Source organism: Candidatus Aminicenantes bacterium (assembly GCA_026393795.1).
Taxonomy (GTDB): Bacteria; Acidobacteriota; Aminicenantia; order UBA2199; family UBA2199; genus UBA2199.
Window position 1 is genome coordinate 1 of sequence record JAPKZL010000205.1, and the last position, 23,125, is coordinate 23,125.

Annotated in this window: 23 protein-coding genes and 1 pseudogene; 12 read left to right on the forward strand and 12 right to left on the reverse strand. The window is 59.7% G+C overall.

Annotated features, from left to right (window positions below):
- The 3 genes from NTW95_09900 to NTW95_09910 form a co-directional block, all read right to left on the reverse strand.
- Positions 1 to 776: hypothetical protein (locus NTW95_09900; GenBank protein MCX6557724.1), on the reverse strand; the 776-nt coding region annotated here is incomplete at its 3' end.
- A 165-nt stretch (positions 777 to 941) separates the two neighbouring features.
- On the reverse strand, positions 942 to 1,748 hold the full coding sequence (locus tag NTW95_09905) for a DUF620 domain-containing protein (GenBank protein MCX6557725.1): 807 nt from the start codon (positions 1,746 to 1,748) through the stop codon (positions 942 to 944).
- A 128-nt stretch (positions 1,749 to 1,876) separates the two neighbouring features.
- Positions 1,877 to 3,022, reverse strand: coding sequence for a helix-turn-helix domain-containing protein (locus NTW95_09910; GenBank protein ID MCX6557726.1), 1,146 nt, complete (start codon positions 3,020 to 3,022; stop codon positions 1,877 to 1,879).
- Between the two features lie 190 nt (positions 3,023 to 3,212).
- Here NTW95_09910 and NTW95_09915 point away from each other — a divergent pair, with 190 nt between their 5' ends.
- From NTW95_09915 to NTW95_09930, 4 genes and pseudogenes are all read left to right on the forward strand, one after another.
- Positions 3,213 to 4,508, forward strand: a complete 1,296-nt coding sequence (locus NTW95_09915; protein MCX6557727.1) for an efflux RND transporter periplasmic adaptor subunit — start codon at positions 3,213 to 3,215, stop codon at positions 4,506 to 4,508.
- A 25-nt stretch (positions 4,509 to 4,533) separates the two neighbouring features.
- A pseudogene (locus NTW95_09920) lies at positions 4,534 to 5,104 on the forward strand (ABC transporter ATP-binding protein).
- 2 nt (positions 5,105 to 5,106) lie between these two features.
- Positions 5,107 to 6,339 carry an ABC transporter permease gene (locus NTW95_09925; protein ID MCX6557728.1) on the forward strand — a complete coding sequence of 411 codons (1,233 nt, stop codon included), beginning with the start codon at positions 5,107 to 5,109 and terminating at the stop codon, positions 6,337 to 6,339.
- Positions 6,339 to 7,565, forward strand: coding sequence for an ABC transporter permease (locus NTW95_09930; GenBank protein MCX6557729.1), 1,227 nt, complete (start codon positions 6,339 to 6,341; stop codon positions 7,563 to 7,565). Before NTW95_09925 ends, NTW95_09930 begins: the two co-directional genes overlap by 1 nt.
- Positions 7,566 to 7,701: 136 nt before the next feature.
- On the opposite strand, the gene NTW95_09935 is transcribed toward NTW95_09930, so the two are convergent.
- Positions 7,702 to 8,550 (reverse strand): hypothetical protein, encoded by an 849-nt coding sequence (locus NTW95_09935; GenBank protein ID MCX6557730.1) that lies wholly within the window; start codon positions 8,548 to 8,550, stop codon positions 7,702 to 7,704.
- Positions 8,551 to 8,656: 106 nt separating this feature from the next.
- Positions 8,657 to 10,618 (reverse strand): CocE/NonD family hydrolase, encoded by a 1,962-nt coding sequence (locus tag NTW95_09940; GenBank protein MCX6557731.1) that lies wholly within the window; start codon positions 10,616 to 10,618, stop codon positions 8,657 to 8,659.
- On the opposite strand from NTW95_09940, the gene NTW95_09945 reads away from it, so the two are divergent.
- On the forward strand, positions 10,590 to 11,945 hold the full coding sequence (locus NTW95_09945; GenBank protein ID MCX6557732.1) for a hypothetical protein: 1,356 nt from the start codon (positions 10,590 to 10,592) through the stop codon (positions 11,943 to 11,945). The genes NTW95_09940 and NTW95_09945 overlap by 29 nt on opposite strands.
- 191 nt (positions 11,946 to 12,136) lie before the next feature.
- Here the strand turns inward: NTW95_09945 and NTW95_09950 are convergent, their stop codons facing one another.
- The gene (locus NTW95_09950) at positions 12,137 to 12,442 is read right to left on the reverse strand and encodes a M28 family peptidase (GenBank protein ID MCX6557733.1); all 306 of its coding nucleotides are present in this window, start codon (positions 12,440 to 12,442) and stop codon (positions 12,137 to 12,139) included.
- Positions 12,443 to 12,720: 278 nt separating this feature from the next.
- On the opposite strand from NTW95_09950, the gene NTW95_09955 reads away from it, so the two are divergent.
- On the forward strand, positions 12,721 to 13,062 hold the full coding sequence (locus tag NTW95_09955) for a carboxypeptidase-like regulatory domain-containing protein (GenBank protein MCX6557734.1): 342 nt from the start codon (positions 12,721 to 12,723) through the stop codon (positions 13,060 to 13,062).
- A 58-nt stretch (positions 13,063 to 13,120) separates the two neighbouring features.
- Here NTW95_09955 and NTW95_09960 read toward each other — a convergent pair whose 3' ends face one another.
- Positions 13,121 to 13,702, reverse strand: a complete 582-nt coding sequence (locus NTW95_09960) for a hypothetical protein (protein ID MCX6557735.1) — start codon at positions 13,700 to 13,702, stop codon at positions 13,121 to 13,123.
- A gap of 308 nt (positions 13,703 to 14,010) precedes the next feature.
- Here NTW95_09960 and NTW95_09965 point away from each other — a divergent pair, with 308 nt between their 5' ends.
- The 3 genes from NTW95_09965 (at position 14,011) to NTW95_09975 (ending at position 16,046) form a co-directional block, all read left to right on the forward strand.
- The gene (locus NTW95_09965; protein MCX6557736.1) at positions 14,011 to 15,237 is read left to right on the forward strand and encodes a fucose isomerase; all 1,227 of its coding nucleotides are present in this window, start codon (positions 14,011 to 14,013) and stop codon (positions 15,235 to 15,237) included.
- Between the two features lie 63 nt (positions 15,238 to 15,300).
- Positions 15,301 to 15,681, forward strand: a complete 381-nt coding sequence (locus NTW95_09970) for a hypothetical protein (GenBank protein MCX6557737.1) — start codon at positions 15,301 to 15,303, stop codon at positions 15,679 to 15,681.
- 161 nt (positions 15,682 to 15,842) lie between these two features.
- The gene (locus NTW95_09975) at positions 15,843 to 16,046 is read left to right on the forward strand and encodes a DUF6485 family protein (protein MCX6557738.1); all 204 of its coding nucleotides are present in this window, start codon (positions 15,843 to 15,845) and stop codon (positions 16,044 to 16,046) included.
- Between the two features lie 20 nt (positions 16,047 to 16,066).
- On the opposite strand, the gene NTW95_09980 is transcribed toward NTW95_09975, so the two are convergent.
- Together NTW95_09980 and NTW95_09985 are read right to left on the reverse strand one after the other, a co-directional pair.
- Positions 16,067 to 16,711, reverse strand: a complete 645-nt coding sequence (locus NTW95_09980) for a hypothetical protein (GenBank protein MCX6557739.1) — start codon at positions 16,709 to 16,711, stop codon at positions 16,067 to 16,069.
- Between the two features lie 98 nt (positions 16,712 to 16,809).
- Positions 16,810 to 17,964, reverse strand: a complete 1,155-nt coding sequence (locus NTW95_09985; GenBank protein MCX6557740.1) for a glycosyltransferase family 2 protein — start codon at positions 17,962 to 17,964, stop codon at positions 16,810 to 16,812.
- Between the two features lie 95 nt (positions 17,965 to 18,059).
- On the opposite strand from NTW95_09985, the gene NTW95_09990 reads away from it, so the two are divergent.
- Positions 18,060 to 18,989, forward strand: coding sequence for a 2-dehydropantoate 2-reductase (locus tag NTW95_09990; GenBank protein ID MCX6557741.1), 930 nt, complete (start codon positions 18,060 to 18,062; stop codon positions 18,987 to 18,989).
- Positions 18,990 to 19,105: 116 nt separating this feature from the next.
- Entirely contained in the window at positions 19,106 to 19,495 is a 390-nt protein-coding gene (locus NTW95_09995) for a cupin domain-containing protein (GenBank protein MCX6557742.1), read from the forward strand.
- Positions 19,496 to 19,601: 106 nt separating this feature from the next.
- On the opposite strand, the gene NTW95_10000 is transcribed toward NTW95_09995, so the two are convergent.
- Positions 19,602 to 19,889 carry a hypothetical protein gene (locus tag NTW95_10000; GenBank protein MCX6557743.1) on the reverse strand — a complete coding sequence of 96 codons (288 nt, stop codon included), beginning with the start codon at positions 19,887 to 19,889 and terminating at the stop codon, positions 19,602 to 19,604.
- A gap of 61 nt (positions 19,890 to 19,950) precedes the next feature.
- Entirely contained in the window at positions 19,951 to 20,421 is a 471-nt protein-coding gene (locus NTW95_10005) for a hypothetical protein (protein MCX6557744.1), read from the reverse strand.
- Positions 20,422 to 20,616: 195 nt separating this feature from the next.
- Here NTW95_10005 and NTW95_10010 point away from each other — a divergent pair, with 195 nt between their 5' ends.
- The gene (locus tag NTW95_10010; GenBank protein ID MCX6557745.1) at positions 20,617 to 22,254 is read left to right on the forward strand and encodes a fibronectin type III domain-containing protein; all 1,638 of its coding nucleotides are present in this window, start codon (positions 20,617 to 20,619) and stop codon (positions 22,252 to 22,254) included.
- Positions 22,255 to 22,327: 73 nt separating this feature from the next.
- On the opposite strand, the gene NTW95_10015 is transcribed toward NTW95_10010, so the two are convergent.
- Positions 22,328 to 23,125 (reverse strand): tetratricopeptide repeat protein (locus NTW95_10015; GenBank protein MCX6557746.1); only part of this gene is annotated, 798 nt, incomplete at its 5' end.

The following is a 23,125-nucleotide window of genomic DNA, read 5'->3' on the forward strand; positions in this document are numbered from 1 at the left end:
CCCCACCAGCAATGGCCGATTTCATGCCCAAAAACGGGTGTGAAAAAAAAGTTCTCGGGCAATGTCGCCGGCGGATAAAAAGTAAGGCCGTCATAACTCCCCCCTCCCGCTTTGCCCAGGAGATCAACCGGAAGCTCGATCAATGAATAGCCCTCATAAGGGGAAAAGCCATAGTAGGCTTTGAAAAACCGGACGATCTTTACGCAATTCTCAAAATAAAAATTGATTTTCTCCCGCCGGCAATTGAGTAAAAAGACGCCCACTTCCTGGCCGTCTATTTTCTGGCTTTGATAAGCGAAGGCCGCGGCCGCGAATGAAAATCCGGTCGGGGAGTCAATGGTGAAAACATACCGTTTTGCCCCGGGCAGAACTTCCGTTGTGGCCAGTCTGCCGACGCTGGCCACGACCCAATCCTTTGGGACAAGGTAGGCGATCCGCCCCCGGCAGTGGCGGACCGACCCCGACATTTGCGGATACCAATGGCTGCTGCTGAAAGCATGGGAAACGGGGGTGCCGATCCAGGCGTTGAGCAGATCAAGCTCGGGAACCCGCTCATGAAAAGATCCCTGATAACTCACCTGGATGGTGCAAACGCCGGAAGCGGAGAGCGGCTGCGGAGGAGTGACGGCCAGGCTGTCGTCGTTGCGTCTAAAAGGCAGAGGCCGGCCGGCTTCATCATTGACAGAGATGACGGTCAGTTCGTGATTGAGGTCCAGGAGAATAGCTTCGGAGCCTGAACCGGAACTTTGCAGCCGAATCCCGGCCTCTCCCTTCATTATCCCTTCAGCCGGATCGAGTTCGACGGATAAGTCAATGAATTCGCTTTGCCAAATGGACCGCTGCCTTTGGGCGCTAGCGGCGGTTGGAAAACAAAACAACAAAAATATAATAAGCCAATAGCCCCAAACTCCATTCCGGTAGTTCATGCATATCCCATTCATTTATTGCCCGGAGCCGGCGATCTTTCGTACCGCCTCCGGCAGAGCAAACTCGTTGGCCGGGATCTCCACGTTATGGGTGACGCTTTTAATTGTGATGATCATCTCCCGGCCGGCTTCCTTCCGTACTTGGGAATGGGGGAACAAGATTCCATCGACCCGACGGTAGTCGCCGAGCAGGATCTCCTGGATGCCCTGCCCGGCCATTGTTTCCAGGGGGAGCTCGATCTTGACCAGGAGCCCCGAGGTTTGATCGAAATAATAGGTCAACTGGAAATCGGCGCCGGTAAGGGCTTCGACCCGAAAAACGGATTTCCCGTCGATGGCTTCCTTGCCGGTGCAGATGACTTTTTTAAAGGCCTGGCGCCAGCGCGCCGGCAGGTCCAGGCCGTAAAGGGACAGGAAGCGCAGCCGCTCCCGTCCTTCCCTGATCCGCGATCCCGTCATGGGATTGCTTTCCCAAACCGTTTGGCCGTCTGAACCGTATTCGATCTTTCCCATGGGGGAATCGACCACAACGTGATACGGACCGGAGCGGGTCAGTCGGGACGTCACTTCAGCGGTCATGGCCGGCACCGACATTTGCATGACCGATTTTGTCAAGCGGCTCAGGATTCGGTCATAGGCTGCCTGGCCGCCGGTTTTTTGGATGAAATTCTCAAAAAGCGTTTTGGCTTTCGGCAACGGATCGGATTGCTTTCCAGCCAGTAGCGGGAAAACCATCAGTAAAAGCAACGCCAGGATCCTCGGGGCAATGGCGTAGCGCCGGGTTCCATTCATTAGCGATGAGCAGCAAATTGTGTTGATCATTTTTTCTCCTTTTTGCATAATGTTATTTCGCATCATCCTCACTGAATATAAATCACTATCCGGGTTGCTGCTTCTCACTTTATAAATTGAGGAACGATTTTTATGGTTTTCGCTACGGCAAAAACCGTTCATGAAACAGCACGGGTACGGAACCGGGAGGGGGGTTGCCCGGTCAGGTCCTTGAAAACCCGGTTGAAGGTGGCCAGGGAATTGAAGCCGCAGTCGAAGGCGACGGTGATCATCTTGACCTGGCCCGCATCCGGCCGGCTCAGCCGCTGCTTGGCGGCATCGACGCGGTAGCCGTTGATGAAATCGAAGAAGTTCCGGCCCAGCTGCTCGTTGATCACCTGCGAAAGGTGGTTGAGCGGAACGTCCAGGGCCTGGGCCAGCCCGGGGAGGGTGATAGCGGGATCCAGGAACGGTTTTTCGCTCGCCATCATGCCGAGCAGGCGCGTTTTCAGCAGCCCGGCTTTTTCGGCGGTCAGGGACGAACGCTTGTAGCGTTTGCCTGGCCCGCCCTCGCCGCCGGTGCCGAAGAATACCTGCGGCTGGAACATGGTCCGGTAGCCGGTGGCGAAAATGTTCAGGGCGGCCAGGAAAAAACCGACTTGCCCGGCCACGTTCACCAGGCGGCGGTCGAGCTTGAACACCGCCACCACCGCCAGGCCGGCGACGCAGATCGCGGCGAAGACGGCCAGACGCCATTTGAGCCAGCGCAGGTTGATGCCGTCGAGGCTCGAGAAGGAGTCCTTGATCTTCCGCGCATAGTCGCGCAGGCAACGGATCATCAGGGTGACATAAGCGGTCATCTGCACGACCGCCATGATGGTCACCGGCAGCCAGGGAGTTCTGACGCACCAGGCCAGGATGCCCGGCACGGCCTCTTGGCGGCGGAAGATCCAGAAAGCGGCCCAGAAAACCAATCCCAGTAGGAAAGGGACAAAATGGCCGAGCCGCGCCGGCTGCCGCCAGCGGAATTCCCTGCCGCTCATCGTTCGGATGTAAAAATAATAGAGCGGGCCATAGGTTAAGGCCACCGAGCCAACGAGGATCGAGAGGAACGGCCAACGGTCGTACCAGCCGAGGATGTTGATGAAGCCGTTGGCCATGCCCAGTGCCAGGACCAGCAGGAAGAGGGCCATGATGCGGTTGGCCGGACGGTTGCCGCGCTTACTGAATACGAGCAGTAGCGCCTGGACAAGGGCATGCGCAGCACCGACCAGGTTGATGGTGCTGAGCGTTCTGAACCAGGAATCGATCGTTGCCGCGTTCACGACCCTATGTATAGTGAAAGCGATCCCTTTTGTCAACCGCGCCGTTCGCGGGCCCGCCTGTATTTTTTTGGAACCTATTCCGGGCCTGCTGCGTATATACAGGTGTGCGTCAGGCGGGATCGGGAACACTCGCGCTGAACACACCGCTGAAGCTGGCGCGCAAGCAATAAAAACAAGGAGAACTAGGTCAATGGCCAACGGAAAAAACGGTAAAAAAAAGTCACGCAAAAAAATCATTTGGATCGTAATCGGAAGCATCATTTTATTGCTTATACTTAAAACAGTCGTCTGCGGCAAAAAGGTCCCCGGCATCATGGTGCAGACCGAGAAGACCGCCAAGCGCGACATCACCCAGCTGGTATCGGCGACCGGCATCATCAACCCGGTCTACCAGGTCGTCATCACCCCGGAAGTCACCGGCGAGATCGTCGATCTGCCGGTCAAGGAAGGCGAACGGGTGAAGAAGAACCAGCTCCTGATCCGCATCAAGCCGGATTCGTATGTCGCCGCGCGCGACCGCGCCAAGGCCAACCTGGAGTCGGCCCAAGCCACCCTGGGGATGAAAAAAATAGAGAAGGATTTCATCGCGAGCAACTACAAGCGCACCCAACAGCTCTTCCGCGACGGCATTTCCAACAAGCAGGAGCTGGAACGGATGGAATCGGACCTGGCCTCGAGCATCGCCCAGTATGAAGCCCAGCAGGCCTTCGTGCAGCAGGCGCAGGCGACCCTGAAAGAGTCCAACGAAAGCCTGAACAAGACCACCATCTATTCGCCGATGGACGGCACCGTCAGCAAGCTCAACGTCGAGCTGGGCGAGCGCGTCCTGGGCAGCGGCTTCACCCAGGGCACCGACCTGATGACCGTAGCCGACCTGGGCAAGATGGAGGCCATTATCGACGTGGACGAGAACGATGTCGTGCTGGTGTCCATCGGCGACACGGCCAAGATCGAGCTCGACGCCTTCAAGAACGTCACCTACAGCGGCCAGGTCACCCAGATCGCCAACTCGGCCAAGACCACCGCGGCCGGCACCCAGGAAGAGGTGGTCAACTTCGCCATCAGGATAGCCCTCAACGACTTCAACGCCCAGGTGCGGCCGGGCATGTCCTGCAACGCCGACATCGAGGTCGAGACCAAGACCAACGTGCTGGCCGTACCCATCCAGAGCGTGACCGCCCGGTCCGAGGAAGAACCCGGAGCCATGGAACAGCCTGCCGCCAACGGCGAATTGACCGTCGGCAAGGCCAACAAGAAAAAGCAGGCCAAACCCAAGGAGGTCGTCTTTGTTGTCGACAAGGACACCGTGGCCATGAAAGAGGTGAAGATCGGCATCAGCGACAACGAATACATCGAAATCGTCTCCGGCCTGAAAGAGGGCGACGTAGTGGTCAGCGGCCCCTACCGCGCCATCTCCGGCGAGCTGAAGGACAAAGCCAAAATCATGCTCGAACCGAAATCGAAAGACGGAAAGAAAAAGAACTAACGCCACAAGCGATAAAACCATGAACATCATCAATTTGGAGAACATCACCAAGGTCTACCAGGTCGGTTCCGAAGAGGTCCACGCCCTGGACGGGGTTTCCCTGAAGATCGACCGCAACGAGTACGTGGCCATCATGGGCCCCTCGGGCTCGGGCAAGTCGACGCTGATGAACATCCTCGGCTGCCTGGACACGCCGACCGAGGGAAAAGCTGATCTACGCCGGCATCGGCTCTTCCCGCCGCCGCGAGCTGGCCGAGAAGGCCCTGACCAGCGTCGGCCTGAAAGAGCGCATGCTGCACAAGCCCAACGAGCTCTCCGGCGGGCAGCGCCAGCGCGTGGCCGTGGCTCGGGCCCTGGTGATCGGCCCGTCGATCATCCTGGCCGACGAGCCGACCGGCAACCTCGATTCGAAGACCGGCGAGGACATCTTGACCCTGTTCTACGAGATCTACAAGCAGGGCAACACCATCATCCTGGTCACCCACGAGGAATACATCGCCAACCATGCCAAGCGCGTCATCCGCCTGCTCGACGGCAAGATCGCCAGCGACGAGCGCGTGGCCAACCACACAGTTCCCGGCCGCCAGGGGAATTAGCCGTGCGCCATCATTTGTTCGAATGGAAGGAGGGACTGCTGATCTCGCTGGCGGCCATCCGCGCCAACAAAGCGCGCTCGCTGCTGACCATGCTCGGCATCGTCATCGGCATCTGCTCGGTGGCGCTGATGGCCACCGCCATCAACGGCATCGACAAGGCCTTCGTCAACGGCATCAGCTCGCTCGGCGCCGACAACCTCTACATCGACAAGTACGCCTGGTTCAGCAATGAAGACTTTTTCCTGATGCGCAACCGCAAGAACGTCTCCCTGGACCAGTTCGAGCGCTTCCAGAAGCTGGCCAAGCTGCCGCTGGCCATGGCCCCGACCATCCTGACCGTGCACAAGGTCCTCTTCGGGAACAACTACGTCGAGGGGACGCTGATGACCGGCACGACCGACGGCTACGTGCGCACCACCAATTTCAATTTCGCCCGCGGCCGCTTCTTCACCGGCCTGGAGAGCAGCGGCGCCCGCAACGTCGCCGTGCTGGGCAGCGAGGTTGCCGCCCACCTTTTCGAGCGCCAGGACCCCTTGGCCCAGGAGGTCAAGGTCGACGGCATCCCCTTTCGCGTCGTCGGTGTGCTGGAAAAGCAGGGCAGCAACCTGCTGGGCAATTTCAACCCCGACAACCAGGTCTACATGCCCATCGGCACGGTCTTCAAGTATTTCCGCCGCGACCGCGACACGGTGACCATCGTCGTGCGCGCGCGCAGCACGGCCATGATCGCCGCCACCAAGGAAGAAGCCTACGGCGTAATGCGCCGCGTGCGCGGTTTGATGTACGACGAGAAGGACGACTTCTCCATCAACCAGCAGGAAGGGCTGACCGACAACTACAACCGCGTCGTGGGCGTGATCAAGATCGTCGGCTTGTTCATCACCGGGCTGTCGCTGCTGGTGGGCGCCATCGGCATCATGAACATCATGTTCGTCTCGGTGAAGGAGCGCACGCGCGAGATCGGCATCCGCAAGGCCATCGGCGCCAAGAGGCGGACGATCATGGGCCAGTTCCTCACCGAGGCCGCGCTGATCTGCCTGATCGGCGGACTGGTCGGCCTGCTGCTGGCCATCGCCTTGAGCATGGTCATCAACAAGTTCCTGCCCACCAGCGTGCAGCTGAACACGGTGCTCCTGGCCATCTCCATTTCACTGATTACCGGCATCATCTCCGGCCTGGCCCCGGCCTGGACGGCGGCGAAAATGGACCCGGTCGAAGCCCTGAGGTACGAATAATGAAATTCTGGGAAGTCATCAAAGTCGCCTTCGCCTCGCTGCGCGGCAACAAGCTGCGCTCGGGGCTGACGGTGCTGGGCATCATCATCGGCATCTTTTCCATCATCTCCATCAGCACCGTGATCACCATGATGCAGAACTCGATCAGCGAGGGTCTGTCGCAGCTGGGCAAGAACACCTTCCAGATCCAGAAATTCCCGGCCATGCGCCAGGGCCACCTGAGCGATAAGATCCGCAACCGCAAGGACCTGACCGTCGAGGACTATTCCCGGCTGCGCGACATGCTCGATGAGGCGAAGCTGGTCGGCGCCGAGCAGTGGCAGTTCGGCCGGCTCTTCAAGTCGCAATGGGACGAGACCAACGCCAACATCCAGCTGGTCGGCGGCACCCCCGAGGCCATGGTTACCAACGACTGGGCCGTCGCCCAGGGCCGCACCATCAACCAGGACGACATGGACCGCAACCGCCGCGTCTGCGTGCTGGGCACCGACCTGGTCAGCAAGCTCTTCCCGCGCATCAACCCGCTCGGCCAGGAGGTCAAGGTCGACGGCATGCGCCTGAACGTCATCGGCGTTTTCACAGCGCAGGGCTCGATGTTCGGGCAGTCGCGCGACAGTTTCGTGGCCATGCCGCTCTCCACCTTCCAGGCCAAGTACGGCAAGACCAGCCGCAGCATCAACATCACCGTCATGGCCTACAGCAACGTCACCTACAACCGCACCATCGACGCCGCCATCGGCTACATGCGCACCATCCGCAAGGTGGCCCCGGGCGAGGAGAACGATTTCGACATCTTCTCCAACGAATCGCTGATCGCCCAGGTGGGGCAGATCACCCAGTACGTGCGCCTGGGGGCCATCGTCATCGCCTTCATCGCCTTGCTGGCCGCCGGGATCGGCATCATGAACATCATGCTGGTCTCGGTGACCGAGCGCACGCGCGAGATCGGCATCCGCAAGGCCATCGGCGCCAAGAAGCGCAACATCCTCTTCCAGTTCATCATCGAGGCCGTCACCCTCTGCCAGTTCGGCGGCGTCATCGGCATCGTGCTCGGGCTGGCCGCCGGCAACATGGCCGGCAAGTTCCTGAACGCGGCCCCGGCCCTGCCGCTCGACTGGGTGCTGACCGGGATCGGACTCTGCGTGGTGGTCGGAATCGGCTTCGGCACCTACCCGGCCTACAAGGCGGCCAACCTCGACCCGATCGAAGCGCTCAGGTACGAGTGACAGGTCGAAAAATGTATGAAGTACATAGTATAAAATTCAAAGTAAGAAAAAATTTTTTCGAACAATTTATTGTAGTAGTTTTATAGTGCCTTTTCTCTTTCTTTTTCCTTTTCCCTTTATACTTTATACTTGGTCTTTACTTATCTAATACCAGCTTGCCGTCCCTGATGCCGCCGCTTTGGTCGATGGTATAGCCTGCCGCTTTAAACAGCTCGATGGCTTGTTCCTTGGTCAAATCGCCCTTGTCGGCGAAGGAAATGCTTTTAAATTCAGGGCCTGTCTTGGCCTTGGCAATTACGAAATCATAGCGGTTTTTGCCGTTGTGCAGGAAGATCACATCATCGCTCAGGTCTTCGTCACCTTTCATAGTGAGAGTATGACCGCTGAAGGCCAGGCATATCATGCTGCCATCAGCGAGGCGTTTAAACTCAGTATAGTCGCGAGATATCTTCCGGCCTGCCCGTTCAGTGAACGTTTCGGATATGTAATGCTCCTTATCAAGCGCCAGGGAACCGTTCTCCACATTGCGATCACCGGCTTTTGCCAACGGGCCAAAGCCGTCCTTTTCAAGCGTATGGTCATAACCGAAGGTGATCTTCGTTCCCGCCTTTTCCACAAAACCATTGTAACCGGCGAACATCAGCTTGCCCTCAATGCGGCCATCCTTGTTGTCGATATTCAGCAGGTCGAATTGCACGGTGGAGATAAAAGTTAAAGGCGGAGTCACCAGGCCCATGATCGGCATGCCGTCGTAGCTGTTGATCACCGCTTCATTTTGCTTATACAAGTCACTCCAGGCGTCAGACATATCGCCGATCTTTTGCAAACCTGATTTTGCTGCTGCCGGCGCGGCCGTATTTTCAGCAGGCTGGGAGGCTGGAGCCTGTTCCCCGGCGGGTTCTTCAGGAGACTTGCCGCCGCCGCAGGCGCTGAACAACAGCGCAATGCACAAAAAAGCGGAAAAAACCATCAGCTTATTTTTCATTTTAAACTCCTTTCGAACATTTCGCTAGTTTATACCTTAAAATTGAAGACCTGTCAAAACAGCATTGCCGCCGCAGAACAGGGGATGGATCGTTCGCTATTGCCTTTCAAGGCATTTTGACCAAGGGCAGCCCGATGAAGCTCTCCCGGCCGGGTGCGTGGTAGATGCGCTGCACGGCCGGCCGATAATCCCCGGGCTTTGCCCAGAAGATGCTTTCCACGAACGTCTGCGGGTTGCGGTCGTAGAGCGGGAACCAGCTCGACTGCACCTGGACCATGATGCGGTGCCCGGGCAGGAAGACGTGGTTGACAATGGGCAGCGCGAAACGGTACAACAGAGGCTGGTTAACGGCGATGGGCTTGGCCGCGGCGAAGCTTTCGCGGTAGCGGCCGCGGAAGACGTCGGCCGCGATCATCAGCTGGTAGCCACCCATGGCCGGCTGTCCGGCGACCTCGTCGGGATAGACGTCGATCAGCTTGACCACCCAATCGGAATCGCTGCCGCTGCTGGCGGCCTGCAGGTTGACCAGCGGTTGGCCGCTGATCTGCAACGGCGCCGCCAGGGGATCGGAAACGAACGCCAGCACGTCGGTCCGGCCCGACGCTTCGCGCTGATCGTCGACCAGCCACTGCGGCCAGGTCCGCCCCTTGTCGGCGTAGCCGATGGGCTGGATCGGCCGGGCGCGGAAGGGGACCGGCTTGGCGGGATCGGAAACATACTCCGTGAACTCCATCCCGCCTGCCGGCGGGGAGTCGAAACCCAGCTTGAGCCCGGAGTTCAGATAGAGCGGTGTGACCTTGATGGCGCCGCCGTCGGCAGCGGCCGGCCAGGCGGGCAGGCGGCGCCAGCGATTCGTCCCGGTCTCGAAGGCCGTCACCGGCGCCACGTCGGCCTTGGGCGCGCCCTCCTTCAGGTACTGGTCAAGGAAAGGACGCAGGATCTCCTGGCGGAAGAACAGCGCCGTGTCGCTGCCGAATCTCAGGGCGCCAAGGCTGCTGCCGTCGCCGATCTGCTGGCCGTGGTTCCAGGGCCCCATGACCAGGAACACTTTGTCATTGCCCTCGTCCTTGGCTTCGAGCGCCGCGTAGACGGCGGGGGTGCCGTAGATGTCCTCCTGGTCCCAGAGGCCGTGGACGAGCATGACCGGCACCTTGAGCGGGCGGGCTGCCAGCACCTTGTCCAGCGCCTGGCCGCTCCAGAAAGCGTCATAGCCTGGATGGGCAATGAGCTTTCTCCAGAAACCGACCTGCTCGAGCCCGCGCCGGCGCCCGAGCTCGCCTGCCGATCCCGCCTCCATGTACATGTCATAGTCATCGAAGTGGCTCGTCCACCACGACTCTTCATTGGCGCGCGTGGCGACCTGCTCGTACATATAAGGCATGTTCTGCTGGCGGAAAGCGCCGTAATGGAACCAGTCGTCGCCCATCCAGCCGTCGACCATCGGATTCATGGGCACCGCGACCCTCAACGCCGGGTGGGGGTCGACGAGCGCCATCAATGCGAGGAAGCCGTTGTAGGAGATGCCAATGATCCCGACCCGGCCGTTGCTTTCCGGTACATGTTTCACCAGCCAGTCGATGGTGTCGGTGGTGTCGGTGGCGTGGTCGACGCGCGTCGGGTTGAGCACTCCGTGCAGCGGCCGGTTCATCACGTAGTCGCCTTCGGAGCCATACTTGCCGCGCACGTCCTGGACCACGCGGATATAGCCGCCGCCGATGATCACGTCGACCGCATTGTCGTAACCTTCCAGGATGGGGCCCAGGTGCGAGCTGGAGGCGTGGCTGGTCAGTACGGTGGCGTTGTAGGGAGTGCGGGTGAGCAGGATGGGAGCGTTGCTGGCTCCCTTCGGAACCAGAATGATCGTGTGCAGCTTCACCTTGTCGCGCATGGGGATCATCACATCGCGTTTGACATAGTCGAAACTGCCAACGGCCGGAACGAATTCGGCCGGGGTCTCGCTCGCCAGCCCCGCGCCGCTTTTTTGCCGGGCGTGGTCCGGCGCCACAGCAAAGACGACTCCGACCGTCCAGAACAGAACCATGGCCAGGCCGACAGCACGTTTGCTCATTAATTTCATTTTTTCCCTCCCCGACTGTCCATGCAGCGATTCTAATGAAAATCAAGCGCCGGCGCAACAGTGCGGCAGTTTCTTGTATGCCGGGGCGACCGGACTTGCCGCAACGGGTTTGACATTCTCCCGCTGCCGGCTTAAAATTCCCGGTAGGCCAAGCGGCTATTGTGATTTCGATTTCCACCTGCCGGGAAGGCGCGAAACCATTCACGATCAAACGAGGGAAACCATCATGGCCAAGAGCAACGAGGGGAGCACCAGGCGGCTGCTGGAACTGTGCGGCTGCTATTTTTTGTTCTACGTAATTTACAGCATTGCCACCAAGTACCTGACCGGACCGGCCGAGCACGGGCTGCCCGGAGTCGACCAACTGGAGTACCTGGTCTTCAGCACCATCGGCGGCAGCTTGATCTGCCTGCTGGTGATCATCTTTTTCCACTGGGGGAAAATGGAATCGGCCCGCTACGTGCAGTGGGGCAAATTCCGTTTCCCGGGCGAGTTCCTCTACATCGTCCCTTCCGGGATCTGCACGGCCATCGTCATCCCGACGACCACGCTGCTCTACACCCTGCTGCGCTCGGTGATGGTGGCCATGCTGGTCATGCGCGGGTCGGTCATCGTCATCAGCCGCCTGGTCGACGCCATCCAGATCAAGGCCGGCATCTTCCGCAAGAAAGTCTACAAGGAAGAGGACCTGGCGGTCGCATTCGCCGTCATGGCCGTGTGCGTCCAGCTGTTCTTCGTCAAGAACGAGGGCGGCGGCGACCTCTTCCACAACCCCGCCGCCATGCTGGTATTGGGCAGCTACCTGCTGAGCTATTTCATCCGCATCTACATCATGAACTACTACAAGAACACCCGCGGTGCTTGCGCCAAGCAGGACAACAAGGCCTTTTTCGCCGTCGAGCAGGTTTCGGCCTCGCTGACCATCCTACTGGTCCTTGCGGTGATCATGCTCCTACCGGCGCTTAATGGAGGGCTGCTGCACCATTTGCAGCAGTGCTACTTCTCGCCCAGCCGCTTCTGGCCCGGCGATATACTGGCCGGAACGGCGTACGGCTTCGTGGCTTTTTTCTCGGTGTTTATCTTCATGTTCAAGGGGCGCACCGCCACCTTCGCCGGCCTGGCCAACCGGCTCACCTCGCTGGTGGCCGGGACCGCCGCCACTCTGCTGTTCGCCGTCTTTTTCCAGGGCCGCTTGCCCATGCTCGAGGACTGGCTCAGCCTGGTTTTCATCTTTATTGCCGTGGCCTTCATGACCCGGGCCGAAACGAAACGGGCGGCGGAACTGAAAAAGGAAAACAGCGATTGCCCGGCTGCGTAAGACTATAATTCCATAGTCACAAATTCCATCGTAGGGGTTTGATTAATCAAACCCCTTCAAGATCATTCCTTATTTATTTTCTTCGTTTTGGTCATTTGGTCATTGGATATTGATGTTTGTTTGTGTTTTGGTGCTTGGAATTTGGAATTTAAGCTGAGCGAACGCAAAACAGCCAAGTAACAGTTCTAGCTCTACAGGTCGGCGACCTGGCAGGCAGCGCGGAAGGCCAGGCGAGCAATGTCGGCCAGGATGTCGGGGTTGATGCGGTAGATGGTGTCGCCGGGGGTGTGGTACTCGATGTGCGGGCCGTTCGACCAGAAGGCGGCGCAGGGGATCCCCTGGAGAAAGAATGGGGCGAAATCGGAGCCGCGCACCCCGGGTGGGTTGAGCACGCGCACGGCGCTGAGGGTCTTGCTCCCGGCATCGGCCCGCATGGCCGGGCAGAGAAGGTGAAAAAACACGACGCACGACACCCATGGCCAACGACACTTTTTCATCACGGTCTCCTTGCGGCGAGCATATCGAGTTCTCAATGCCGGCATTCGTCGTTGGTCCATCTTAGCAGAGGCGAAAACAAAATGGAAGCCGCCCAGGCTCGGCAATAATTCAATTTTTTGAATTTTTCAACACCGGCAAGGATGAAGCGCTCCAAAGACAGCATGCTGCCGATCCGCTCCGGACTAAATCTCCGGGTTTATTTTTCAAAATCAAACAAAAGTCCTATTGCCATATTTGGTCTATTATGTCATATTGAGGTAGAAACTGGAGGAAGCGCATGAGAAATAGAAACAGGTTCCTGGTCGGGCTCGTCCTGCTGGCAAGCCTGACTGCCTATCTTGCCGGCCAGTCCGCGACCGGACAAATATTCGGGAATGTGAAGAATACGGATGACGATTATCTGCCCGGAATCACCGTCATGGTCACGAATATCGCCACCACCGCCTCCGTGACAGTTGTCACCGCAAAAAAAGGGAGATTCCGTTTCCTCGCCCTGGACCCGGGTCTGTACCAAATTAGCATTGAACAGGAGGGCTATGTGCCCCGCGTGATCAGCGGCGTGCGACTCCTGGGCGGGCAAGCGTTGAACATTCCCGTCAAGCTAAAGAAAAAAAGCTGAAACGAAATTTGTTTTAGCTTGACAACCATGCTGCCAAAATCCCGCTGCGGGTTGTTTTCTAGTTTTGGCGGCCTTCGATCGCTCCCAGCAAAATCGCTCCGGCAAGGCCCAGGCGGCGGTCGAAAAGTAAGCGCGTATCGCTTGGGAAATCAATAGTGAGTTTGAGGACAAAGGGATTGAAATTCTGCTTGTAGACGCAAACCGTTGTTCCTTGGATTTCGACATGATAGGTTTGCGGGATCAGATTGGTGAGGAAACGGCGCAGCAAGGCTTTGAACAGGGAATCTTCCCGGACAACCCCGATTTCGCGGTCACCGGCATCCATAATGAGCCATTCGTCACGCAGGATTGATTTCAGCCCCTGGCGCTTATAAACACCGATTTTTTCCCCGGTTTTGCTGTCAAGCACATCGTAGGCTGCCGAAAAATCGATGATCTGCCGGGCTTTGATCAACAGCAACTCCTCACTCATGCTTTCGTCACGAAAGAGGCGGATATCCTCGCGCAGCTTGAATGCTTTCATTTTGGAGAAAAAGACCAGATTGTTGGCCGTGTCAAAAATATGGAACTTGGCTCCGGCTATGGTGAATACTTTGCGGCGCAACAAGTACTGGTTAAGTCCAAAGGCGGTATTCTGCATTTTAACCTCACTGGCGGCTATTCATACCCTTTTTGACCGCCGTCTATTTATTTCTGAAGGGCTTGCTACAACCCTCGAGTTTCGCTGTCATGGGCCGGCCGCAGCATAAGGGACTCCTTTCTCCCTCCCCAAGCGTTTTTTCCTTCAGGCATAACTCACAAACGTAGTTTTTATTTACCATGGTCCCCCTCCTTCAGCACCATTTCAACATTACTATTTTATGCCTGCAAAAGCAAGCCATTTCCCCGCGCCGGCCGTTGTGCTAAAATCTCCCTGACCGCCTTGAACGTGAAGTCCACGAGGGAGCCATGATCACGATCGCCCTGCTGCGCCTGGATTCGGGAAGACACGACCCGCAGAGCTTCGAACGCGACCGCGCCGAGTTCCTGGCGCCACTACGCCAAGAGTTCGAGCTGCTTGAAATGAACCCCGGTGAAGCAGGACCCGCGGCCGCGGAATTGCGCGTTGTTTTCATCGCCTCGGGCGGCTGCGAGGACCGTTTCCGCCGGCTCTACCCGCGCCTGGGCCGGCCGCTCATCCTGCTGGCCGACGGCAAGCACAATTCCCTGCCGGCCGCCCTGGAAATTTCCGCCTGGGTGCGCCAGCAGGGCGAAACAGCGGAGATCGTCCACGGCGACAACGCATTCGTCTCCTCCCGCCTGCGGCGCCTGGCCGATTTCCAGAAGACGCGCCGGACCCTGCGCGGACCGATCGGCGTTATCGGCAAACCCTCCGACTGGCTGATCGCCTCCGTCCCCGACCGCGGCCTGGTTAAAAAACGCTGGGGGACGAAATTCATCGACATCCCCTTGCGGGCGCTGAGCGACTATCAGGCCGACGCGGCCGAAGCCGCGGCCCTCGCCAGCGAGTTCGTTGCCGACGCAGCCCAGCTGGAGGGCGTGGACAACGCGGCGCTGACGGCGGCGGCGCGCCTCGTCCCCGCCTTGAGATCGCTCTTCCGCAATCACCGGCTGCACGCGGCGACGCTCCGTTGCTTCAGCCTGATCGATTCGCTGCGCACCACCGGCTGCCTGGCCCTCTCGCGGCTCAACGACGAGGGGCTGATCTGCGGCTGCGAAGGAGACGTCGCGGCGGTATTCTCCATGCTGCTGCTATATGCCTTGACTGGCGCCATCCCCTTCATGGCCAACCCGGCCAAGGTGGACGTCACGAACAGGCGGTTGCTCCTGGCTCACTGCAGCGTGCCGCGCCGCGCCGTCTCGGCCTACCGGCTGCAAACCCATTTTGAAACCGGCCTGGGCGTCGGACTAAGCGGCGATTTCGCCCCGGGCGCGGTCACGGTATTCAAGGCGGGCGGCTCCGGCCTGGACAAGTATTTCGTCTCCGGAGCCGAGGTGCTGCCGTACCAACCCGCAGCCAGCCTGTGCCGCACCCAGGTTTACCTGCAACTACGCGAGCCGGCCGATTATTTTCTGCATAATGCCCTGGCCAATCACCACGTGCTGGTCAGCGGCGACCATGCCGAGCGGATCGACGATTTCATGCGCCACTGCGGCGCAGCCAGGATTCGCTAATCATTGATATTTTCACGGCAAAGGAATACATTGATTTCATAAAGTGACTTTGGGGAGGGAAACATGAAATTCAAAACCGTGATGATCATCAAAGCCGTCGTGTGCCTGGGCTTCGCGCCCCTGCTGCTGTTTTTCCCGGTCTGGCTGCTCGGCCTGCTCGGCCTGGAGTTCGGCTCGGGGGCGGCGCTGCTGGCGCGCGAGTACGGGGCTACCCTGGTGGGCAACCTGCTGCTGACCTGGCTGGCCAGGAACGTGGAAGCGGGAACGGCCCGGCGGGCGATCGCCTGGAACCTCTGCGTGTACGACGCGATCGCCCTGGTCGCCACCCTGGCCCTGCTGCTGGCGGGAACGCTCAATCCGCTGGGCTGGGGGATCGCGGCGGTCTACCTGTTCTTCGCCGTCGGCTTCGCCTTGTTTTTGGCTCCTGAAAAGAAGGCCGCATAGACTAGCGAACCGTCATCATCCCTTCCGCTTCTGTTTCTCCTCGCGCGTATCGGCTTGTCCGCCTTCAAAAAGAATTGAGCTTCACGCCGGGATCGGCGCTCCTTGCCATCGCTCCGCCCCTGCTTTATAATGCGCTTTCACATCTTCAAAGGGGATGGGCAATGGAATGCAAAAAAGAGAAAAACCTGAAAATCTGCAACTGCACCTACGACCCCTGTTTGCGAAAAGGGGATTGCTGCGCCTGTTTGCAATTCCACCTGCAGAGCCGCGAGTTGCCGGCCTGCTGCTTCAGCCGCGAAGCCGAGCGCACCTTTGACCGCTCGTTCGCCTATTTCGCCCGCCTGGTGGCGCAGAACAAGATTTAGCGGCAACGCCCGCACGGCAGCTAATCGCGTTGCCAACCCCAGATCACGGTCAGGATGCCGACCGGCAGCAGCGCCAGGCCGCTGGGCATGGTCAGATTGTTGAGCACCCGGTTGTCCAGCAGCAGGCCGGCGAAGGCCATGAGCGACAGAAGCGCCGACAGGAGATACAGGGAGGCGATGAACGCGGGCAGCCCATGACCGCGCTGGGCCTTGGCGAAGAGGGCGATGGCACCGATGCCCCAGAAGCAGTAACCCAGCTGGTCGACGAAATAGGCGATCGAAGCGGGCGAAGCGAAATACCAGGCTTTGGCAAACGCCAGCTGCCCGGTGGCGTTGATGAACCTGGGGACAAGAACCACCTGGGACAAATAAGCGACACTGTTCAACACCACGTAGGCAACGATGAAAACCATGCCGAAGCGCTGGCCGAGACCCTCCCCCTGCTGGAGCTTGGCCAGCTGGGCCAGCATCATGTAAACGATAGCCGGGGCGAGCAGGAAGGCCAAAAAGAACTGCGTCTTGAAGAGCGCCAGGTGCCCGACGACCCAAGGCAGCTGCGCCGCGCCTTCGCCCGGCGCCTTGGCCACGGCCATCATCACCGGCCAGGCGACCAGCACCACGGTGAACAAGATGCCGCTGACGATCAAATGCTTGTCGATTTTCATGTCACCACCTCTTTCTCCGGGACGCGATTCCGCCCTGCCTCAGCTTCCCGAATTTTACGGATAAGCGGCTGAAATGTCAATAAAGCCGCGTCCGCCGGTCAGCGGACGCGGATGACGCGGCCGCGCCACTCGATGCTGCCGCGCAGATGCAGCATGAAGGCGCGGCTGATGCAGTAGCTGACGATGAAAAAGGTCAGCGGAAAGACGAGAGCGGGCAGGGGGCGGAAGGCGAAGATGCGGCGGGAAACGAACAGGCTGGCGTAGGCGGCGCCGTAGCAAGCCAAGCCGGCCAGGGCCAGTGAAGCGTCCCCTCGCCAGCAGCCCAGAATGAACATGATCCAGGGAGACCAGCTGAGCATGAAGGTGAAAAGCGGAACGGCCGGTGCCAGCCAGATGCTCTCCTCGATGACGATCAGAATATTCTTGCTGGATGAGATGAAAGCCTCGCGGTTGCGCTTGTAGAGCTGCATGCTCATCAGCTCCGGCGCGAAGCGGTAGCCGGTGGCGAAGCCGTGCCGCTTCGCCGCGCGCGCCAGCGTCATGTCGTCGGCTAGGCTGCCCTTGATCGGGTCCAGGCCGCCAAGCCGCCGCAGCACCTCGCGCTTCAGCAGGATCAATGATCCCGAGGCGGCGGCGTCCGGAACATGCCGGTCCTGCTGCCGCTTCTCCGGCACCAGCTTGGCCAGGGCGCTGACCGACATCGGCAGCATGGCATACTCCCAGAAAAGGCGCACGCGGATCAGCGGCAGGCAGCTGATCAGGTCGTATTGCCTGTTGCCCATCTCGGCCAGGGCCGAGGCGAAGCAGCGCGGCGCGTGGATGACGTCGGCGTCGGTGAAGAGGACATAGTCGCCCGTTGCTGCCTCAAGGCCGGCGCGCATGGCGTTGGCCTTGCCCAGCCAGCCCGGCAACAGGGGCGGATTATGGATCACGCGCAGGCGCCGGTCGCTGCCCGCCACGTCGTCCAGGATGGCGGCGCTGCGGTCGTTGGAATGATCGTTGACAACGATGATTTCCAGGCGTACGCCTTCCTGGGCCAGCACCGAGCGCAGGGCAACGGCAACGTCCCGCTCCTCATTGCGAACGGGAATGATCACCGAGATCAATGCATCGTTCACCTGGAGGGGCTCAGACGGGAACAGCCAGGGGATATGATGGAGGTTATAGGCCGCAGCGGCGGCAATGGCCAGCCAGACCGCCAGGGTCACTGAGCCAGCGGCCCACCAGAAGGACGGATGCAACAGGACGTCCATGAATCATCCTAGCAGACTTTCACGCCAAGTTCAAAATTCATTGCCGCGCGGCACCTTTCCTTGCCCTTGCCGCCCCCTTCTGCTATAAATAACCCATGAAAGAGGAACGCAACAAACCCCGACTGGTCATCCTCGGCGGCGGGGCCGTGGGCTCGGTCATCGCCGCCGCCCTGGCGACCAAGCCGGGCTTGGAGCCGCTCCTGGTCGGACGCGGCGAGCACGTGCGCGCCATCCGCGCCAGCGGCTTGCGCGTCGACGGCCTGATCGACGTCCCCATCCGCCTCGATGCCACCGAGGCGATCGACTTCCCCCTTGACGACACCCTGCTCATGGTCACGGTCAAGGCCGTCGATCTCGACGCCGCCCTGCGCCGCATCGCCCCTTGGCTGCGGCCGACGACCGCGCTGCTGCTGCTGCAGAACGGCCTCGGCATCAGGGAGCTGGCGCTGAAAACGCTCGCCGGCTCGCCCGTCCCGCCCGACCAGGTGTTCATCGGCATCGTGGCCATCGGCGCGACCTTCATCGGGCCGGGCCAGGTCCGCTGCTTCGGCGGCAACATCCGCCTCGAGCCCGCCTTCACCGCCACCCCCTGGTTCGATCGGCTGCACGGCCTGAAGCCCAGGTTTGAGGCCAGCCGCGACATCGTCCGCGACCAGTGGACCAAGCTGCTGGTCAACGCCGTGATCAATCCCCTCTCGGTCATCCTCCAGGGGCACAACCGCCTGGTGGCCGAGGAACGCTTCGACGCGCTCAAAGATCCCATCCTGGCCGAGGGGGTCGCCGTGGCCGCGGCCGAGGGGGTCGAGCTGACAATCGACGCCGCTTTCATCAACCGCTTCGTCAGCTCGGACAACATCACTTCCATGCTCCAGGACTTCCGCCGCAACAAGCCGACCGAGATAGATTTCATCAACGGCGCCATCGTCGAGCGCGGCCGCAAGCACGGCATCGCCGCGCCGGTTAACGCCTTCGTGGTCGCCCTGATCAAGGCACTGGCGGCCCGCCAGGCCGAACAAAAAACCTGACTGCGCTCCACGGAAGAGTGCACCCGGCCGATGCTTCGAAAGTCCAACCTGGTTGCGGTTGAACTTCCGGGTGCAGTGTGTTACATTGGTGCCAAAGCTTACTTGGAGGTGAGAAAATGGCAGGATACAGCGTCGATATCGAAAAGAAGACCCTGGCCAACAACTATTTCCGCAAGGTGCTCTTCACCGGCAGACATGCCCAGCTGGTGGTCATGTGCCTGAAGCCCGGCGAGGCGATCGGCAACGAGGTGCACAACAAGGTCGACCAGTTCTTTCGCATCGAGCAGGGCAAGGCGATTTTTGTGCTCAAGGGTAAAAAGATTGTGGCCAAGAACGGCGACGCCGTCATCGTCCCGGCCGGGACGTTCCACAACGTGATCAACGCCGCCAAGACCATCAGGCTGAAGCTGTACACCATCTACTCGCCGCCCAACCATCCCGACGGCACCGTGCACAGGACCAAGGCCGCGGCCGAGCTGGCGGAAGCGAAGAAGCATCACAAGTAATTCCGTTCACTGATCTTTCAGGCCACCCAATTGCCCGCCGTTCACAACCCTTGCGGCGGTGGTTAATCGGCAGCAAGCCGCTTCCCCGGGAAGAGGATTACCCGGATCACCCCCTTCCTTTCAGAGCCTGTTTGATCATCTCCTTGCTGATGCCGGCCTGCTTCTGCAGCTTCCGGCACCTGAGCCCCAGCGGTATCGCTTTCAATGCCTGAAAAATACCCGGCAAAGGCCCCACCAGCTCGCGCTCCACGAACGCTTCGCCGACGGTGCGCTTTTCCCGGTCCATGCCCATCTCCTCGCGCCAGAAGATCTCCTCCTTCCACCATTCGAAAAAGCGCTCGGGGTCGACGCCGGGAAAGTCGGCCGCCCGCAGGTCGGCGAATTTTTTAGCCATTGCATTCCTCCATTTCTAAGTTCATATAGGAAATGTCTAAATCATATAATTTCATATAATCTCATACTATATCTTCATTTTCTACTGGCATTTCCCCGGGCGACCAAAGCAGGCAATAGGAACGGGCGTCGTCGCTGCGGAAACGGAACTTCTTCTCCGAAGGGACGGCATGGGCACAACAGGGATCGACGCTAGTCCCGGAATATCCGCAATCCCGGCAAAGGGTCTGCAGGCCAGGGGCGGTTTTCAATCGCTCTTTCAAGCGCGAGATCCGCTGCCAGTTCAGCTGCTCTTGTTGCCAATACTCTCTCTCCTCCCTTTTTTCAGCTCTCTGCCGGCGCAAGATTTGGACCGCCAGAAAGACTACCAATAAAACCCAGCCGGCGATGACCAGCCAGGGGGGAAAGCCGCTGTCGAAGAGGAAGACCAGGGCCGATACGACGACCTGGTAGGCCAGGAACAGCCAGACCAGACCGGCATTGACGGGTCCGCCCAGGCTCTCCCCCAGGTAGCGGACAAAATCGTAGCCCATGACGGCTACATATCAGCAATGGTCAGTTATGTCAACAGACAAATTCCCGTTTTCACTATCCAGCCCCACAAGGGGACGGGCGCAACCGCCCAGCCCCAATCATTCGGCTTGACAATTTGACTTCCGCGAGTTTATATTATGTTCGTCGGCAAACCGGTTCGATGAAGGTTTGCCTGGGAGCATATGGAGAAGCCAATGGATGGAAATAAGCAGAGACTGACTGCAGGCTGGAAACTGGTGTCGATTTCATTGCTGCTGGCGCTGCTCGGCGCCTGCGGCGGCGGCACGGAGGCGAACGACAGCGAGGCGCCCTCGGTACCGAGCGGCTTGGTCGCCAGCGCCGTCAACCGCGACAGCCTCACCCTGAGCTGGACCGCCTCGACCGACAATGTGGCCGTGACCGGCTACCGCGTCTATCGCAACGGCGCCCTGCTGAACTCCGTACCGACGGCGCTTTTCAGCGACAGCGGCCTGGCGGCCAACACCACCTATTCCTACACCGTGGCCGCTTTCGACGCCGCCGACAACGTCAGCGCCCAGAGCGCGGCCTGTTCCGTCACCACCTTGGCGCAGCCAGACGGCTCGCAGCTGCCGCGGGCCGTCCTGGACGATTTCATCTACCTGGGTTCCTTCCGCGCCCCCTTCGGCCAATACGGCCAGGGCAAAATCGCCTATAACCCGGCCGGCAACGGGGGCCAGGGATCACTCTACCTGGTCGGCGGCGGCAGCGATTCCTTTTCCGTGGGAGAGATCAGCATCCCAACACCGGTGAATACCAGCAGCCGCGACGGGTTGGCCTCACTGCCTGTCGCCGCCGCGCTGCAGGCGCCGGCCGACATCTACAGCCGCATCCCGCTCAAGGCGGCTTCCTGGCCGGCCGGGAGCGTCAACCGTTACGACAACGGCAATTACGCCGTCTTCGGCGGTTTGTATTACGACGGGGCCAGGCTGTACTTCAACGCCTACACCTATTACGACGGCGCGGGCAATGAGACGGCCACCACCGGCATCATTCAGAATCCCGCCAACCTGGTTGCTTCCGCTATCGCCGGCATGTTCAAAGCCCAGGGAGCCGCCCATGCCTCGGGTTGGATAACGGCGATTCCCGCTGCCTGGCAGCCGCGGCTCGCGGGCACCCACCTGCTGGGCAACGACAACCAGCTGACCATCGTCTCGCGGGCCAGCGCCGGCCCCAGTCTCTTTGCCTGCAACCTGGCCGATTTCGCCGCTGCCGCAAACGGGGCCGTGGTCAGCACCAAGGCCTGGCTCGACTTCACCCTCGACCATTCCATCTGGGGCGACGACATGGTCAACGTCAGCGGCAACAACAAGACCTGGACGCTGAAGACCGAGACCGGCATCGGTTTCATCATCCCCGGCACCCGCACCTACGTCCTGCTCGGGACCGCGGGCGGCTTCAACCGCAACCCGGCCAACCCCTGGCAAGGCACGCCCGAGCCGGCCTTCCAGCCGCCCATCGCCGGAACCATCGTCTACAAGCGCGCCGACTCCATGGGCTACAACAGCGGCGGGCCGGCGGTGTGGGACGCCCAGGACCGGCATTACATGTACGCCTTTTTCGACCTCGAGGAGCTCCTCGCCGCCGCCCAACCCTACGCCCCCCGCCCCTACGCCAACGGCGTGTTCCCGGCTCCTTTCGCCCGCTACGGGAATTACACCGTGCCCGGCCAGTGGCCCGACGCCGTCGCCGGCGGCGCCTGGGACCCGGTCCATGGCTTTCTCTACCTGACCCTTCCCGCCGCCGCCAACGACAGCGACCCCCTGTACCCCGGCCATCCCGTCATCGCGGTCTACAGTTTCCGCCCGCACTGAAACAGCCAGTATTTCAAACAAATTCATAGTCCGGCCCTTAGCTTTCTTGAGGGTGAATAATTACGGTATTCTTCTAGCCGCCTTCTTTCCTTGCGGAATCCATCCGGCGGCGGAAGCTGATGGAATCGAGGATTTGCTGGAAACGGGGGAGAGCACGAATGTTCTTCAAATTAGGATCGCGTTGAAACCAGTCCGCCCGCTCATCGCCGTTGCGCACGGCGCGCTCAAGCCACTCCAGCGCCGCCGCAGAGTTGCCTGCCAGAGCATAAAACTCGGCTACCTCTAGAGTTGACAAAGCGGCTATTGATGCGTACTTCAAGGTCTCCGGATTCATTTCCCTAACCGCTTCGGCATTTTTTCCTTCCGCTATCAGTACCAGCGCCCAAGCAATTTTAATTGAATAGTTTTGCCGATCGGCCGCCGTCAGGCGTTCCAGGGTCATCCGCGCCAGGGGCAGGTCATTGGCATCGATGTACGTTCTCGCCAGTTTTGCACTCGCATAGATGTTTTTGGGATCCTGCTCCAGAATCTTTTTCTGCTCTCGGATCGCCGCCGCGATGTTTCCTTGAAGACGATAAATCTCTCCCACGTTCATGCGCGGCGGGAAAAACAGCGGGTTGCGTTCCAACATGCTGATGAATAGCTTATGGGCTGTGGCGTAATCCCCATTCAACAGGAAGTAGTTGCCCAGCCAGTTTTTCGCGTCCATATCATCCGGGGATAGTGCCAATGCCTTTTCGGCTTCCTTTCGTTCCAGCTCTTTTCGACCTGAATAAAAATAGACCGCGGCCAGTGCCGAATGAGCCCGGGCTGAATTCGGATTATCTTTCAGAGCTTGGCGCAGTTCCTCCTCGGCTTTATAGATCCATTT

What these genes read in the sequence shown, in the direction of transcription:
- NTW95_09975 (MCX6557738.1), top strand. Translation starts at nt 15,843, where the DNA reads ATGGAATGCAAAAAAGAGAAAAACCTGAAAATCTGCAACTGCACCTAC.
- NTW95_09955 (MCX6557734.1), top strand. Translation starts at nt 12,721, where the DNA reads ATGAGAAATAGAAACAGGTTCCTGGTCGGGCTCGTCCTGCTGGCAAGC.
- NTW95_09905 (MCX6557725.1), bottom strand. Translation starts at nt 1,748, where the DNA reads ATGATCAACACAATTTGCTGCTCATCGCTAATGAATGGAACCCGGCGC.
- NTW95_09960 (MCX6557735.1), bottom strand. Translation starts at nt 13,702, where the DNA reads ATGCAGAATACCGCCTTTGGACTTAACCAGTACTTGTTGCGCCGCAAA.
- NTW95_09945 (MCX6557732.1), top strand. Translation starts at nt 10,590, where the DNA reads ATGGCCAGGCCGACAGCACGTTTGCTCATTAATTTCATTTTTTCCCTC.
- NTW95_09935 (MCX6557730.1), bottom strand. Translation starts at nt 8,550, where the DNA reads ATGAAAAATAAGCTGATGGTTTTTTCCGCTTTTTTGTGCATTGCGCTG.
- NTW95_09995 (MCX6557742.1), top strand. Translation starts at nt 19,106, where the DNA reads ATGGCAGGATACAGCGTCGATATCGAAAAGAAGACCCTGGCCAACAAC.
- NTW95_10010 (MCX6557745.1), top strand. Translation starts at nt 20,617, where the DNA reads ATGGATGGAAATAAGCAGAGACTGACTGCAGGCTGGAAACTGGTGTCG.
- NTW95_10005 (MCX6557744.1), bottom strand. Translation starts at nt 20,421, where the DNA reads ATGGGCTACGATTTTGTCCGCTACCTGGGGGAGAGCCTGGGCGGACCC.
- NTW95_09990 (MCX6557741.1), top strand. Translation starts at nt 18,060, where the DNA reads ATGAAAGAGGAACGCAACAAACCCCGACTGGTCATCCTCGGCGGCGGG.
- NTW95_09985 (MCX6557740.1), bottom strand. Translation starts at nt 17,964, where the DNA reads ATGGACGTCCTGTTGCATCCGTCCTTCTGGTGGGCCGCTGGCTCAGTG.
- NTW95_09940 (MCX6557731.1), bottom strand. Translation starts at nt 10,618, where the DNA reads ATGAGCAAACGTGCTGTCGGCCTGGCCATGGTTCTGTTCTGGACGGTC.
- NTW95_10000 (MCX6557743.1), bottom strand. Translation starts at nt 19,889, where the DNA reads ATGGCTAAAAAATTCGCCGACCTGCGGGCGGCCGACTTTCCCGGCGTC.
- NTW95_09980 (MCX6557739.1), bottom strand. Translation starts at nt 16,711, where the DNA reads ATGAAAATCGACAAGCATTTGATCGTCAGCGGCATCTTGTTCACCGTG.
- NTW95_09965 (MCX6557736.1), top strand. Translation starts at nt 14,011, where the DNA reads ATGATCACGATCGCCCTGCTGCGCCTGGATTCGGGAAGACACGACCCG.
- NTW95_09970 (MCX6557737.1), top strand. Translation starts at nt 15,301, where the DNA reads ATGAAATTCAAAACCGTGATGATCATCAAAGCCGTCGTGTGCCTGGGC.
- NTW95_09950 (MCX6557733.1), bottom strand. Translation starts at nt 12,442, where the DNA reads ATGAAAAAGTGTCGTTGGCCATGGGTGTCGTGCGTCGTGTTTTTTCAC.
- NTW95_09930 (MCX6557729.1), top strand. Translation starts at nt 6,339, where the DNA reads ATGAAATTCTGGGAAGTCATCAAAGTCGCCTTCGCCTCGCTGCGCGGC.
- NTW95_09915 (MCX6557727.1), top strand. Translation starts at nt 3,213, where the DNA reads ATGGCCAACGGAAAAAACGGTAAAAAAAAGTCACGCAAAAAAATCATT.